The sequence below is a fragment of the Gordonia sp. McavH-238-E genome (assembly GCF_022348225.1).
In the GTDB taxonomy this organism is placed as follows: Bacteria; Actinomycetota; Actinomycetes; order Mycobacteriales; family Mycobacteriaceae; genus Gordonia; species Gordonia terrae.
Genome location: NZ_JAKRFE010000005.1, coordinates 201,802 through 217,308, shown reverse-complemented (window position 1 = coordinate 217,308; position 15,507 = coordinate 201,802). Strand labels below are relative to the sequence as shown.

The following is a 15,507-nucleotide window of genomic DNA, read 5'->3' as shown; positions in this document are numbered from 1 at the left end:
ATGGGCAGCCGGACCCCGGCCCCGGACGACGAACCCGCCGACGACACATCCGGTGCCGCCGGCGTCGAGGACGTCGACGCCGGCACGGGTGACAAGGCCGATCGACCGGGTACCGGGCGCGCGGCGGGCAGCAGTTCGCCGACGAGCGGGGCGCTGGGCCGGTCCACGGGTGCGGCCGCCGCGACCGCCGCGTCGGTCCCGGCGATCGTCCTCGACGCGATCCGCAACCTGCTGGCCCGGCCTCTTGCGTCGTACCAGCTCATCCTCACGATGTCGTTCCTGCTCACCGCATTCGGACTGGTGATGGTTCTCTCGGCATCGTCGGTCGAGGGCTACTCCAAAGAGGGGTCGGCGTATGGACTGTTCACCACCCAGGTGATCTTCGCCCTGCTCGGCCTCGTGGTGTTCTACCTGATGCTGCGCGTGCCGGTACGGCTGCTCCGCCGGTTCGCCGCCCCCGCGATGTTCGTCGCGGTCGTGCTGCTGGCGCTGGTCCTCATTCCCGGCGTCGGCACGCTCAGTCAGGGCGCACGCCGCTGGTTCGTCATCTACGGCCTGTCGGTGCAGCCGTCCGAGCTGGTGAAGGTCGCGCTGTGCATCTGGGGCGCGCATCTGCTCGCCTCGCGCCGGCGCGACAACGCCTCGCTGCGCGAGTTGCTGGTGCCACTCGTCCCGGTGGCCATGCTCGTCTGCCTGCTGATCATCCTCGAACCGAACCTCTCGACGACCATCACCATCGCGATCATCGTCGGTGCGCTGCTGTGGTTCGCGGGTCTGCCGATCAAGGTCTTCGCCTCGTTCGCGGTGTCCGGCATCGTGCTGGCCGTGATCCTCGCCCTCGCCGAGGGGTACCGGTCCCAGCGTGTGATGAGCTTCCTCGGCAACGTCGACGACCCGCAGGGCGCCGGCTATCAGGCCCGCCAGGCGACCTACGCACTGGCGAACGGCGGGGTCTTCGGCGTGGGTCTCGGCCAGTCGAGCGCCAAGTGGAACTACCTGCCGAACGCACACAACGACTTCATCTTCGCGATCATCGGCGAAGAGCTCGGGCTTCTCGGCGGCCTCATGGTCGTGTTCCTCTTCGTCGTCCTCGCCTACATCGGGTTCCGGATCGCGCACCGTTCGACCGATCCGTTCCTGCGCCTGATGTCGGCGACCATAACGGTGCTGATCATCGCGCAGGCCTTCATCAACATCGGCTACGTCATCGGACTGCTGCCGGTGACCGGAATCCAGTTGCCGCTGGTCTCGGCGGGCGGCACGTCGACACTGACCGTGCTCGCGATGCTGGGGTTGCTCGCCAACGCGGCCAGACACGAACCCGAAGCGGTGGCGACACTCACCGGCGGATCGCCGAGCCGCGTCGCGCGGTGGTTGCGACTCCCGACGCCGGTGGCCTACCGGCAGACGCGGGCGGAATCGCTGCGCGACCGACTGGACCAGCGTCGCGCCGGGGGGCCGCGCGTGGCCGCAGCCGCCCACGGTGGTCGAGGACCGGCGTCGCGTCGCCGGCCACCGAGTGGACGCGCGCCGTCGGCCGACGCGGGTCGCGCCCGCCGGCGGTTCCCGCTGCCGTGGAAGCGCGCCGCGACGACGCAGCAGGCCCCGCATGACGATGGGCGAGCGCGCCGGTCGGCTCCTCGAGGCGGCACGACGACCTGGGGCGCCCGATCGACGGCCACCGGCCGTGCCGGCGGTCCGACGGGGCGGGCCCGACCTGGGCCGACTCCGCGCGGCGGCGTCGACTACGGTGTCGGGTATCGGGGGAGCGGGCGGAGTGCGCGCGGCGCCGGGAGCGGAGCGAGCGGGTCGTATGTCCGCGGCGCCGGGAGCGGAGCGAGCGGGCCACATCCGCGCGGCGCCGGGGGCGGAGCGAGCGGGCCGTATGTCCGCGGCGCCGGGAGCGGAGCGAATGCCCGTGGCGCGGGTCGCCGGTGACCGGTGCGGTCCCCGCGGGTGCCGGAGTGCGACCGTCCCGACCTGTCGGGCATGGGTGCCCGGCTGACATGACCAGAGGCTGAAATGGAGTGACGACGCCGGTGAGTTCGGGTGCAGTACACGCTGATTCGACCGGGCGGCCGACGAGCCGTCCGTTGTCGGTGGTCGTCGCCGGCGGCGGTACGGCCGGTCACATCGAGCCCGCCCTCGCCGTCGCCGACGCGGTCAGCCGCATCGATCCGACCGCCCGCATCACCGCCCTGGGCACCAGGCGGGGCCTCGAAGTCGATCTGGTCCCGGAACGCGGATACGACCTGCAGCTGATCCCGCCGGTGCCGTTGCCGCGTAAGCCCGGCCTCGATCTGGCGCGTACCCCCGGTCGTCTGCTCGGTTCGGTGGCCGCCACCCGCAGGGTGCTCGACGACGTGGATGCCGACGTGGTCATCGGCTTCGGTGGGTACGTGTCGGTGCCCGCATACCTGGCGGCACAGATGCACCTGCGGCGGCGCAACAGGATCCCGATCGTCATCCACGAGGCCAATGCCTCGGCGGGCATCGCCAACAAGGTCGGTGCCCGGTTCGCCGACCGCGTCCTGGCTGCCGTCGACGGCTCCGGGCTCGACGCGACGGTCGTCGGCATCCCCGTCCGCGGTGTGCTCGCCGAACTCGACCGTCCGGCCCTGCGAGCGAAGGCGCGCCACTACTTCGGACTCGACGACGACGCGCCGACGCTGCTCGTCTTCGGCGGCTCGCAGGGTGCGCAGCGACTCAACGACGCGGTGTCGGGCGCGGCCGAGACGTTGGGCAGGTCCGGTATCGGCGTGTTGCATGCCTACGGCCCCAAGAACTCGATCGATCCCGCCGTCGTCGACGGCGCGCCGCCGTACCGTGCGGTCGGATACCTCAAGCGGATGGATCTCGCGTACGCGGCCGCCGATCTGGTGATGTGCCGCTCGGGTGCGATGACCGTCGCCGAGGTGTCGGCGACCGGACTACCCGCGATCTACGTCCCGTTGCCGCACGGTAACGGCGAGCAGCGGTTGAACGCCTTGCCCGTCGTGGAGGCGGGCGGGGGACTGCTCGTCGATGATTCGACGGTCGACGCCGAGTGGGTTGCCCGCGAAGTGCCGGCATTGCTGACGGATTCGGTGCGGCTGAACGAGATGTCGGTCGCCGCAGCGGGCACCGGACACCGGGACGCCGCCTCGGCGGTGGCCACCGCGGCGATCGAACTCGCGCAGGATTTCCGTGCCGGGCGCCGGAGCGGGAGGTCACGGCGTGAGCGATGAGACGGTGAGCCACGAGACGGTGAGCGACGAGACGGTGGACCACACGACGGAGAGCGACGTGTCGGCGTCGGCCCAGGGGGCGCTGCCCGACCAGTTGAGTCGCGTGCACATGGTGGGCATCGGCGGCGCCGGGATGTCGGGACTCGCCCGGATCCTGCTGGCCCGCGGTGGTCAGGTCTCCGGGTCGGACGCCAAGAACAGCCGTGGCATCCTCGAACTCCGCACCCGTGGCGCCCGCGTCCAGGTCGGGCACGATCCGTCAGCGCTCGACCAGATCCCCGGCGGCCCGTCGGTCGTGGTGACCACCCACGCCGCCATTCCCAAGACCAACCCCGAACTCGTCGCGGCACGCTCACGCGGCATCCCCGTGCTCCTGCGCCCTCGTGTGCTGGCCCAGCTGATGGCGGGCTATCGCAGCCTGCTGATCGCGGGGACCCACGGCAAGACGTCGACGACCTCGATGGCCGTCGTCGCACTGCAACATGCCGGAACCGACCCGTCGTTCGCGATCGGCGGCGAGCTGAACGAGTCGGGGACGAACGCACACCACGGCGGCGACCCCATCTTCGTCGCCGAGGCCGACGAGAGTGACGGCTCGTTGCTGGAGTACACACCCGACGTCGTCGTGGTCACCAACATCGACGCCGACCATCTCGACTTCTTCGGTTCGATCGAGGCCTATGTCGAGGTGTTCGACCGGTTCGCCGCGCGGATCACGACCGGCGGGTCACTCGTCGTGTGTCTCGACGACCCGGGGTCGGCAGCGCTGGCCGGCCGCGTCGCCGAGCCGCTCACCGCGCGGGGGGTCGAGGTCCTCGGTTACGGACGCGGGACGCACGCCGCGCTGGCGCCGACCGTCCCGAACGTCGCCACCATGCTGTCGTGGGAGCCGCGCGGCGTCGGCGGAGCGGCCACGGTCCGGTTCACCGCACCGTTGTGCCCGGACGTGGAGGACCGTCGGCTGACCCTTCCGCTCCCCGGAGAGCACATGGCGCTCAACGCGATCGCCGCGGTCATCGGTGCGGCTCGGACCGGCACGCCGGCCGGCGCGGTGGCCACCGACATCTCGGACCGGTTCGACGGCATCGTGGCCGGGATCGGTTCGTTCGGTGGCGTCCACCGGCGCTTCGAGTTCCGGGGACAGCGCGGCGGCGTCGAGGTCATCGACGACTACGCCCATCATCCGACCGAGGTGCGTGCCGTGCTGTCGGCGGCACAGGACATGGTCTCCGCACGCGGCGGGCCGGGCGCGGAGCGCGGTCGGGTCATCGCCGTGTTCCAGCCGCATCTCTATTCGCGCACCGTCGAATTCGCCGACGACTTCGCCGCCGCCCTGGACCTCGCCGACACGGTCGTGGTCGCCGACGTGTACGGGGCCCGCGAGGCCCCGATTCCCGGGGTCAGCGGGCGCACGATCTCGGACAAGCTGACGGTGCCGGGCATGTTCGCCCCGGACCTCTCTCGGCTGGCCGCGCAGGTCGCCCGGCTGGCGCGGTCCGGCGACGTCGTCCTCACCCTGGGAGCGGGCGACATCACCATGCAGGGGCCGGAGATCCTCGCCGCGCTCGCCTCGGCGTCGACGACCGGCGACGCCGCCGACGGCGCGGATCCGGCCGGATCTCCGGCCGACGCACCCGGGGAGTCCGGCGACCGGACGGGGCGGGTGTCGTGATCCGGTGGCCGGAGCGCCGCCGGTCCCGCGTGCTGCTCGGCACGCTCATGGTCGTCGCGATGGGGGTCGGCCTGGTCTTGATCGCCTATCTCACCCCGCTGATGTCGGTGCGCGGCACCGATGTCCGGGACAACGGATCGATTCCCGCGGACGAGATCCTGCGGGTCGCCGCGGTGCCGTCGGGCACCCCGCTGCTGCAGGTCGACACCCGGGCGGTGGCGCAGCGCGTCGCCACGATCCCGTCGGTCGAGTCGGCGCGGGTGCAACGGAGCTATCCGTCGTCGCTGACCATCACCGTCGTCGAGCGGGTGCCGGTCGTGATCGTGAACAACGGCGACGACGTCCACGTCCTCGACAAATCCGGTGTCGCGTTCCTCGACTACGACCGCACGCAGGGGGTCCCGCCCGAGGTGCTCAAGCTCCCGGTACTCGTCACCCCCAATCCGGGACCGGCGGACCCGACCACCCGGGAGACCATCGCGGCGGTGGCGGGACTGCCCGAATCGCTGGCGCGGCAGGTCATCCGGGTGACCGCGACCTCGCCCGTCGACATCGAGTTCACCCTGTCCGAGAAGCGCACCGTCGTGTGGGGTGACAGCGACCGGGGCGCCGAGAAGGCCCGCACGCTCACGCACCTGCTCACCCGCAAGGCGACGATGTACAACGTGTCGAGCCCCGAATTCCCGGCCTATCGGTGACCGCCCGGCGGGTCCGGGCGTTCCCGGGTTCGCCGGCGTGGCCGTGCGAACCCGCCGCTGACGGCGCGGTGACCCCCGAGTACGAGTGAAAAGCCGCGGATTCCGGGGCAATTCGGGTGCGACTTCCCGACACGCCGAGGGCGGATCTGGATACCGGCGCCCTCGATGCCTAGCGTCATGACCACAACGAGTTACTTGACATAACTCTAAATCTATGGTTCAGGTTTAGGGTTTGTCGCCAGCGGGACGCGGACCGGCCGGTCCACACAGACACATCACGACGAGATCGCGACTCACCACGAGGTCGATCCACACAAGGAAGGCGAGCGCATGACGCCACCGCACAACTACCTGGCCGTCATCAAGGTCGTCGGCATCGGCGGTGGCGGCGTGAATGCCGTCAACCGGATGATCGAGCAGGGACTCAAGGGAGTCGAGTTCATCGCGATCAACACCGACGCCCAGGCGCTGTTGATGAGCGACGCCGACGTCAAGCTCGACGTCGGGCGTGACTCGACCCGAGGTCTCGGCGCGGGCGCCGACCCCGAGGTCGGTCGCCGTGCCGCCGAGGATGCACGCGACGAGATCGAGGAACTCCTCAAGGGCGCCGACATGGTCTTCGTGACCGCGGGCGAGGGAGGCGGCACCGGTACCGGTGGCGCACCCGTGGTCGCATCGATCGCGCGCAAGCTCGGCGCGCTCACCGTCGGTGTGGTCACCCGCCCGTTCGCCTTCGAGGGCAAGCGTCGCGGCGGACAGGCCGAGGCGGGCATCACCGCCCTGCGCGAGTCCTGCGACACCCTCATCGTCATCCCGAACGACCGTCTGCTGCAGCTCGGCGACGCGCAGGTCAGCCTGATGGACGCGTTCCGCAGCGCCGACGAGGTGCTCCTCAACGGTGTGCAGGGCATCACCGACCTCATCACGACGCCGGGCCTGATCAACGTCGACTTCGCCGACGTCAAGGGCGTCATGAGCGATGCCGGCAGTGCGCTGATGGGCATCGGTTCGGCTCGTGGCGAGGAGCGGGCGCGCAAGGCCGCGGAGTCCGCGATCAACTCACCGCTGCTCGAGGCCTCGATGGAGGGCGCCCGTGGTGTGCTGATCTCGATCGCCGGTGGCAGCGACCTGGGTCTGTTCGAGATCCACAACGCCGCGACCCAGGTGCAGGAGGCTGCGCACGAGGACGCCAACATCATCTTCGGCACGGTGATCGACGACAACCTCGGCGACGAGGTGCGGGTCACGGTCATCGCGGCCGGCTTCGACGGCGGTTCGCCGAAGAAGCGGGCCGACGTGCCCGCCGCCGCGGGACGCTCCGCGGTCGGTCAGGGCCAGGCCGGTGCCGTGAACTCGCCGCCGAAGAACGATCCGCTGTTCGGCGACATGCCGAAGGGTGCGGGTGATCCGTTCGAGCAGGAGCAGGAACCGCCTCGTCGGAACACCGTGCGGCTCGATGACGACGACGTCGATGTGCCGTCGTTCATGAAGCGCTGAGCCCCCGGATGCGGGTGCGTCGTGTCATCACCACCCGTGCCGGCGGGGTCTCGGTGTCTCCGTACGATTCGTTCAATCTCGGTGATCACGTAGGGGACGATCCGGAAGCGGTGGCGGCCAACAGGATCCGGCTGGCCGAGCAGATCGGCGTCCCGGCCGGGTCGGTGGTGTGGATGGAGCAGATCCACAGCCGCAACGTCACCGTGGTCGACGAACCGGTCATCGAGCCGGTGCCGGTCACCGACGCGCTGGTCACCACCACACCCGGGCTCGCCCTCGCGGTGCTGTCCGCCGACTGCGTCCCGGTACTCCTGAGCGACGACGAGGCCGGTGTGATCGCGGGGGTCCATGCGGGACGTGTCGGCGCCCGGATCGGCATCGTGCCGGCCACGCTGCGTGCCATGGTCGACCTCGGGGCCCGGATCGGGTCGATCGGTGCTTTTCTCGGTCCGGCTGCGAGCGGCGACCACTACGAGGTTCCCGCCGCGATGCAGGCCGATGTCGAGAAGCACCTGCCGGGCAGCGCCGTGCGCACCAAGAAGGGCACCGCGGGCCTCGATCTGCGCGCCGGTCTCCGGCGGCAGTTGTTGGACGCGGGAGTGGCCGGTGTCGCGGTCGATCCGCGATGCACGATCTCCGATCCGAGCCTGTTCAGCCACCGACGCGGGGCGCCCACCGGACGGCTCGCCTCGGTCATCTGGATGGACCCGGACACCGACGAGACCCACGAGACCCCCGAGACTCCCGGGAGCGGAGCGGGCGGGCCGCTCGGGGAATGACCCCGGTGGCGAGAAGGATGGGGACATGACCGGGTCATCTTATGCGCGCACCGTCGAACTGGGGGACCGGCTGGCGGCAGTGCGTCGTCGCCTCGACGCGGCGGTGGAGTCCGCCGGTCGCCCGGCGGGCTCGTGCGAACTGCTCGTGGTGACGAAGTTCTTTCCGGCGGACGACGTGCGCAGGTTGTTGCAGCTGGGCGAGCGTGCGTTCGGGGAGTCGCGCGAACCCGAGGCCGGACGGAAGGTCGCCAGTGTGCTCCGGGACTGGGAGCTGGGCGACTGGGAGTCGCCCGACCCCGACGATGTCCCGGTGTTCGACATGATCGGTTCGGTGCAGTCCAAGAAGGCGCGGTCGGTCGCACGGTGGGCGCGCGCGGTGCACTCCGTCGACCGTCCGAAGGTCGTCGACGCACTCGAACGTGCCGCTGCCGCGGCGCTCGACGACGGCGAACGCGCCGACCGACTCGGCATCTTGCTCCAGGTCAGCCTCGACGGCGATCCGCAGCGCGGCGGTGTCGTCGAAGCCGACCTGACGAGTCTGGCCGAGCAGGTCGTCGCCGCGCACTCGCTGCGCTTGCGCGGGCTGATGGTCATCGCTCCGCTGCATGGCGACCCCGCGCACTGGATGGCCGAGACGGCACGTGTCCACGAGGCGTTCCGGGTGCGCTTCGACGACGCCGCGGAACTGTCGGCAGGCATGTCCGGAGACATGGAAGCGGCGGTTGCCGCGGGCTCGACATGCGTGCGTGTCGGAACCGCGATCATGGGCGAGCGGCCGCTAGTCTCTCAGTAATCACATTGGTAACACCAGAACCAAGTGACACAAGAAGCGCAAAGAACTCACTGACAACAGATGCACCACCCGGCACGGCAGCAACCGGCGTCGCACTACCAGAGAGGCCGTCAATGACCACGATGCAGAAGTTCAAGGCTTACTTCGGCATGGTGCCGCCCAGCGAGTACGAGGACGACTACCTCGAGGAGTCGGCCCCGCCGCTGCGTGAGCGGTCGCGTGAGCGTGCCTACCGTGACGACTACTACGGCGACTCGTCCTTCGACCCCGGATACGAGCCCTCGTTCCGCGATGCGGGTTACCGCGAGGAGATGGCCTACCGGGACGAACTGGCCGACCGCCATTACGACGCCGGCTACGAACTCGCCCCGGAATATGCGGCGGAGTTCGCCTACGCCGCGCCCCGCGCATCCGGCGACGGCCCGATGCGGGCGCCGGCGCGCCTCGAACCCCTCCAGCGCTCGTCGAGCGCCGCGCTGCGCGCCGCCGCTGCACCGCGGTCGATGGGCGCGGACCCGCGCGTCGAACTGGAACGCGTCTTCGCCGACAGCCCGCTGCAGAAGATCACCACCCTGCGGCCGTCGGACTACAGCGAGGCGCGCACCATCGGTGAGCGGTTCCGTGACGGCAACCCGGTCATCATGGACCTCGTCGACATGAGCAACGACGACGCCAAGCGACTCGTCGATTTCGCCGCGGGTCTCGCGTTCGCCCTCCGCGGGTCGTTCGACAAGGTCGCGACGAAGGTGTTCCTGCTGTCGCCCGCCGACGTCGACGTGTCGCCGGAGGACCGCCGCAAGATCGCCGAGACGGGTTTCTACAACCACTCCTGACCGGCGTCGGGGACCTCGGTTCGTCGCCGCGCGCCATGTTCAGGCACTCTTGACGCGTGGCTGCGATTCTGTTGAGCGTCTTGTATTACATCCTGCTGATCTTCTGGTTGCTCCTCTTGGGCCGCCTGGTCGTCGAACTGGTCCGAACCTTCGCCCGTGAGTGGCGTCCGACCGGCGTCGCGGTGGTCGTGATCGAGATGGTCTTCACCGTGACCGACCCCCCGATCAAGGCCCTGCGTCGTGTCCTCCCGCCGATTCCACTCGGCCCCATCCGGCTCGACCTGTCGCTCATGATCGTCATGCTCGTCGTGATCATCGGAATGAACATCGTGAACGGTCTGCGTGCCGACGCCCTGGCCGACTCGCTGGCGATCGCCGCTCATCTCGTCCGTCCGTGATCTCCGCCCCGCCCGCGAACGGGCGCGCACCCGGCGGAGCGTCATTCGTCGACACGCGCGCCGCGACGCGCGGGTACCCCGCGATAGGGGAATGGTCTACCGTTGTAAGTCATCTTCGGATGACTGTTTCATTTCGACAGTGCATCGAAGAGATGCGACCAACGGTTCGCGTGTGACAGGATTGGACGCCAGTTACGATTTTTGACTGGTATGAATAGTTAGTGACAACCTGGATTGGTCGAACGACCCATCGTCGCGCGACCCGGGTTGGACGGCCCGCCAACTGAACACAAGTTCACCACCAGACACGAGGGGAACCGACATGCGGCTGACTCCAGCTGATGTGCACAACGTCGCGTTCAGCAAACCGCCCATCGGTAAGCGCGGTTACAACGAGGATGAGGTCGATCAGTTTCTCGACTTCGTCGAAGCCGAGCTCGCCCGGCTGATCGAGGAGAACACCGACCTGAAGCAGCGCGTCGAGGAGCTCGAGGGAGAGCTCGCCGATGCCCGCTCCGGTGCCGGCTCCTCGGCAGACGACCGGACCCAGATGTTCGCCAAGCCCGCTGCGGCTCCCGAGCCTCCCGCCCCGGCGCCGACGCCGACCCCGCAGGCGACCAACGACGACGCCAACGTGCGCGCCGCCCGCGTGCTCGCACTGGCCCAGGACACCGCGGACCGTCTGACCGGGAGCGCTCGCGCGGATGCCGACGCGATGCTGTCCGACGCCCAGACACGGGCCGACACAATGGTGTCCGAGGCGCAGACGAAGTCCGACGCCATGCTCGCCGACGCCCGCCAGCGGTCGGAGGCCATCCTGGCCGACGCGCAGACGCGATCGGAGGCGCAGCTGCGCCAAGCGCAGGAGCGTGCGGACGCGCTGCAGAGCGATGCCGAGCGCAAGCACAGCGAGATCATGGGCACGATCAACCAGCAGCGCGGTGTTCTCGAGGGTCGGATCGAACAGCTCAAGACCTTCGAGCGCGAGTACCGGACGCGTCTCAAGACCTACCTGGAATCGCAGCTCGAGGAACTCCAGCAGCGTGGCAGTGCGGCTCCCGTCGAGGGTGGTCGGCCCGATCAGTCGTTCTCGAACGATCCGGGTAACGGTGGATTCAGCAGCTACTCGCCCAGCTGATCTGGACCATTCGGTGCGCACTAGGCTGGTGATGTGCTGACCTTGGCCCTGGCCGCGACCCTTCTCGGGTTCGTGCTGCTCATCCTCGGCCTCATCACCGGGACCGTGTGGCTGGCCGTGGCCTGCATCGTGGTCTGTCTCGTCGGCCTCGGATTCCTGCTGGTGGACGTGTTCGCCGGCCGCAAGGGCGAGGCGGGTCGGTCGCTCGAGGACATGGTCCCGGGTGCTGGTCGCGACCCGGCCGACTCCGATGTCGAGCGCGAGCCGACAGACGATGTGGCCGCGGATGCGCCCACCGGTCGGTATCCCGTGCCCGGTGCCGTGGATTTGGTCGATGACGGTCCGGACGCCTACCGGCCGGGGTCGTTCGAACCCGGGATGGCCGCTCCGGAGGGTTCCGTGCCCCCCGGTCGCCCCGCGCCGGAACGTCGCGAGGGAAATCTGGCGGACTACCTGCGGTCGGTCGGCGCCGACGCGCCGAGCGCGGACAATCCCGTACCGAGCGCAGCACCCGACGACGTGCGCGCCCCGGGGGGATCTCCTGGCCTCCAGCGGCCGCCGACTCCACCGCGCTACGCATCGCCGCCTCCGGGCACGGTCCCGCCTGCCCAGCAGTCCGGTCGGTTCGGACCGCCGCCGTCCGCGCCACCGCAATCGCCTCCTCGGCCCGGGCAGCCGCAGGGATGGGGGCGCCCCCCGACGTCACCTCCATCGGGCCGGCGCCCGTTCGAGCCGGCGCAGTCGGGGTGGGTCCCCGAGGACGTGCCGGGCGGCGACACCGCCGGACCGGACGACTGGTCTACGCATCCCGAACGCCCCGACGATTCCGGGTCTCGCCGTCGGCGCCCGGATTTCGACCCGCTCGATCCGAACTGGCATCCGCCTGCTGACTGACCCGGTGGCGGGCGCGTGGCGGGTGCCGTCGAACCCGTTGGCCCGACCGGACAGGTCGTCGCTACACTGGGTCACGCGTCGATCCGGCCATCACCGGGGAGCACCCGGAAGAACAGGACCCTCGGGTCCTCAGTAGAACCGGGCGGGTGTGGCCCGTCACAGCCGCAGGATCACCCCGGCTACTCGCCGTGGCGGTTCGACGAGTGGCGCCGGGTCCCCGGTGCAAGCGGGGTGGTACCGCGCAGACCTCCGGAATGCGTCCCCGTGCCGATGAGACATCACCAGGCACGAGGAGACCAGCCGTGAGCGACGCGACCGACCCCGCCCAGAACGCTCGGGTGTACCCGAAGGTCGACATGACCGGGGGCACCGGGCGCAGCGCCCCGGACTTCCCGTTCGTGGAACAGCGGGTGCTGCAGTACTGGGACACCGATTCCACCTTCGCCGCGTCGATCGACAATCGAGCCGACGCCGAGGAGTTCGTCTTCTACGACGGTCCGCCCTTCGCCAACGGGCTGCCTCACTACGGCCACCTGCTGACGGGCTACGTCAAGGATCTGGTACCGCGGTACCAGACCATGCGCGGCAAGAAGGTGGACCGCCGATTCGGCTGGGACACACACGGTCTGCCCGCCGAACTCGAAGCCGAACGCCAGCTCGGGATCACCGACAAGTCGGAGATCGAGAAGATGGGCATGGCCAAGTTCAACGAGTACTGCCGCGACTCGGTGCTGCGCTACGCGGGGGAGTGGCGGGACTACGTGACCCGCCAGGCGCGCTGGGTCGACTTCGACAACGACTACAAGACCCTCGATCTCGACTTCATGGAGTCGGTGATGTGGGCATTCAAGGCCCTCTACGACAAGGGGCTCATCTACCAGGGCTACCGCGTGCTGCCGTACAGCTGGTACGAGCAGACGCCGCTGTCGAACCAGGAGTCCAAGCTCGACGACGCCTACCGCATGCGGCAGGACCCGGCGGTCACCGTCACGATGCCGCTCTCGGTACCCGACGGTCCGCTCGCGTCGCTCGACGGTGTCAATGCGCTGATCTGGACGACGACGCCGTGGACGCTGCCGTCGAACCTGGCGATCGCGGTCAATCCCGATGTCACCTATGTGCACGTCCGGGCCGCGGATGGTCAGGAGTACCTGCTCGCCGAGGCGTTGCTCGGTGCGTACGGGAAAGAGCTGGCCGATCCCGAGGTGGTCGGTACGCATCGGGGGGCCGAACTCGAGAACCTGTCGTACACACCGCCGTTCGACTTCTTCACCGGGCATCCGAATGCGCATCGGGTGTTGCTCGGCGACTACGTCACCACCGAGAGCGGTACCGGCGTCGTGCATCTCGCCCCGGCTTTCGGTGAGGAGGACATGGACCTCGCGACGGCCAACGGCATCGAGGTGGTTCAGCCTCTCGACCCGGGTGGGCGTTTCACCTCGCAGGTCCCGCCGTACGAGGGCCTCATGGTGTTCGACGCCAACCCGGTGATCATCAAGGACCTCAAGTCCACCGGGCGGATCCTGCGGCACGAGACCATCGAGCACTCCTACCCGCACTCGTGGCGGTCGGGGCAGCCGCTCATCTACATGGCGGTGCCCTCGTGGTTCGTGGCGGTCACGCAGTTCCGCGACCGAATGGTGGAGCTGAACAAGCAGATCACTTGGGTGCCCGAACACATCCGAGACGGCCAGTTCGGCAAGTGGCTCGAGGGTGCTCGCGACTGGAACATCAGCCGCAACCGGTATTGGGGTGCGCCACTACCGGTCTGGGTGTCCGACGACGCCGAGTTCCCGCGGATCGACGTCTACGGTTCGCTCGACGACCTCGAACGCGACTTCGGGGTGCGGCCGGACAATCTGCACCGTCCGTTCATCGACGACCTCACGCGCCCGAATCCCGATGACCCGAGCGGGAAGTCGACGATGCGGCGGGTGCCCGAGGTCCTCGACTGCTGGTTCGAGTCGGGCTCGATGCCCTTCGCGCAGGTGCACTACCCGTTCGAGAACCGGGACTGGTTCGACGGTGGTGATTCCGCGAATGCGCCGGCACACAACCCGGGCGACTTCATCGTCGAGTACAACGGGCAGACACGCGGCTGGTTCTACACGCTGCACGTGCTGGCCACCGCGCTGTTCGATCGCCCGGCGTTCAAGACGGTTGCCGCGCACGGGATCGTGCTCGGGGACGACGGCCAGAAGATGTCGAAGTCGAAGCGCAACTATCCCGACGTGAACGAGGTCTTCGACCGCGACGGCTCGGATGCGATGCGGTGGTTCCTGATGGCCTCACCGATCCTGCGCGGCGGCAACCTCGTCGTCACGGAGCGGGGAATCCGCGAGGGCGTCCGGCAGGCTCTGCTGCCACTGTGGAACGCCTACAGCTTCCTGCAGCTCTATGCCGAGCGACCCGCGGTGTGGCGCACGGACTCACAGCATGTCCTGGACCGCTACATCCTCGCGAAGCTGGCGACGACCCGCGACTCGATGACCGAGGCCCTCGACATCTACGACATCGCCGGGGCGTGTGATGCGTTCCGCGAGTTCGTCGAGTCGCTCACCAACTGGTACGTGCGGCGGTCCCGCGCGCGCTTCTGGGCGGGCCAGGACGAGGACACCGACGCCTTCGACACGCTCTACACCGTGCTCGAGGTGGCCTGCCGGCTCGCCTCACCGCTGCTCCCGCTGGCCACCGAGGCGATCTGGCGGGGTCTCACCGGCGAGCGGTCGGTACACCTGACGGACTGGCCGACGGGCGACGAACTCCCGGCCGACGCCGACCTGGTGACGGCGATGGATCAGGTCCAGGCGGTGTGTTCGACGGCGTCGAGTGTGCGCAAGGCCAACAAACTGCGCGTCCGCCTGCCGCTGTCGGGACTCACGGTGGCCTCGTCCACCGCGGAAGCACTCGAACCGTTCGTCGACCTCATCAAGGACGAGATGAACGTCAAGGCGGTCACGCTCGCCACCGATGCCAGCGCATACGGCCGGTACGAGATCGCGGTGAACGCCCGGGCCGCGGGTCCGCGTCTGGGCAAGGACGTCCAACGTGCGATCAAAGCGGTGAAGTCGGGCAACTGGACGGTGAGTGAGGGTGCCGACGGCTCCGAGGTGGTCGTCGCCGACGGCATCGAACTGCGCGAGGGCGAGTTCAGCCGCCGGCTCGTGGCCGTCGAGCCCGATTCGACCGCGGAGCTGCCGGGCGGGAACGGTCTGGTCGTCCTGGACACCGCCGTCACGCCCGAACTCGAGGCCGAGGGATGGGCGAAGGACCGCGTCCGCGAGTTGCAGGATGCCCGGCGCACCCTGGGTCTCGACGTCTCCGACCGGATCACCGTGCGGCTCGTCGTGCCCGCCGAGCGACTGGACTGGGCGCGGACGCATGCCGATCTGATCGCGGGCGAAGTGCTCGCGGTGCGGTTCGACGTCACGGGCGACGGCGACGCCGGCAGCATCGAGCTCGGTGACGGCGTGACCGCCGACGTGGTGAAGGCGGGTTGATGCGAGCCGGGTGAACCGCGCCCGCTGGATTCGGTCCGGCGGCCGGAGTGATCCGGGACGGGATTGCTGCACTTCCTT

The 15,507-nt window shown here is 69.3% G+C and carries 12 protein-coding genes; all 12 read left to right on the top strand.

Going from position 1 to position 15,507, the window contains the following annotated elements; genetic code table 11:
• A complete protein-coding gene (gene ftsW, locus MHN80_RS09055) occupies window positions 1–1,938 on the top strand; it encodes a putative lipid II flippase FtsW (protein WP_239401044.1) in 1,938 nt (645 codons plus the stop codon).
• 101 nt (window positions 1,939–2,039) lie between these two features.
• Window positions 2,040–3,227: an undecaprenyldiphospho-muramoylpentapeptide beta-N-acetylglucosaminyltransferase gene (gene murG, locus MHN80_RS09050; RefSeq protein ID WP_308219769.1), complete on the top strand. Its 1,188-nt coding sequence runs from the start codon at window positions 2,040–2,042 to the stop codon at window positions 3,225–3,227.
• 109 nt (window positions 3,228–3,336) lie between these two features.
• Window positions 3,337–4,899 (top strand): UDP-N-acetylmuramate--L-alanine ligase, encoded by a 1,563-nt coding sequence (gene murC, locus MHN80_RS09045; RefSeq protein ID WP_239401218.1) that lies wholly within the window; start codon window positions 3,337–3,339, stop codon window positions 4,897–4,899.
• Window positions 4,896–5,597 (top strand): cell division protein FtsQ/DivIB, encoded by a 702-nt coding sequence (locus MHN80_RS09040; protein ID WP_064571809.1) that lies wholly within the window; start codon window positions 4,896–4,898, stop codon window positions 5,595–5,597. Before murC ends, MHN80_RS09040 begins: the two co-directional genes overlap by 4 nt.
• Before the next feature lie 330 nt (window positions 5,598–5,927).
• Complete coding sequence (gene ftsZ / locus MHN80_RS09035; protein ID WP_004021229.1) at window positions 5,928–7,094, top strand: cell division protein FtsZ; 1,167 nt, start codon at window positions 5,928–5,930, stop codon at window positions 7,092–7,094.
• A gap of 8 nt (window positions 7,095–7,102) precedes the next feature.
• Window positions 7,103–7,873, top strand: a complete 771-nt coding sequence (pgeF, locus tag MHN80_RS09030; protein ID WP_239401042.1) for a peptidoglycan editing factor PgeF — start codon at window positions 7,103–7,105, stop codon at window positions 7,871–7,873.
• 25 nt (window positions 7,874–7,898) lie between these two features.
• Complete coding sequence (locus MHN80_RS09025; RefSeq protein ID WP_239401040.1) at window positions 7,899–8,666, top strand: YggS family pyridoxal phosphate-dependent enzyme; 768 nt, start codon at window positions 7,899–7,901, stop codon at window positions 8,664–8,666.
• Window positions 8,667–8,779: 113 nt separating this feature from the next.
• Window positions 8,780–9,499: a cell division protein SepF gene (locus tag MHN80_RS09020; protein ID WP_004021226.1), complete on the top strand. Its 720-nt coding sequence runs from the start codon at window positions 8,780–8,782 to the stop codon at window positions 9,497–9,499.
• Window positions 9,500–9,555: 56 nt separating this feature from the next.
• Window positions 9,556–9,897, top strand: a complete 342-nt coding sequence (locus MHN80_RS09015) for a YggT family protein (RefSeq protein WP_004021225.1) — start codon at window positions 9,556–9,558, stop codon at window positions 9,895–9,897.
• A 322-nt stretch (window positions 9,898–10,219) separates the two neighbouring features.
• Complete coding sequence (locus tag MHN80_RS09010) at window positions 10,220–11,035, top strand: DivIVA domain-containing protein (RefSeq protein WP_239401038.1); 816 nt, start codon at window positions 10,220–10,222, stop codon at window positions 11,033–11,035.
• A 33-nt stretch (window positions 11,036–11,068) separates the two neighbouring features.
• Window positions 11,069–11,929, top strand: a complete 861-nt coding sequence (locus MHN80_RS09005; RefSeq protein ID WP_239401036.1) for a hypothetical protein — start codon at window positions 11,069–11,071, stop codon at window positions 11,927–11,929.
• A gap of 356 nt (window positions 11,930–12,285) precedes the next feature.
• Window positions 12,286–15,429 (top strand): isoleucine--tRNA ligase, encoded by a 3,144-nt coding sequence (ileS, locus tag MHN80_RS09000; RefSeq protein ID WP_275447568.1) that lies wholly within the window; start codon window positions 12,286–12,288, stop codon window positions 15,427–15,429.
• Window positions 15,430–15,507: the final 78 nt, after the last annotated feature.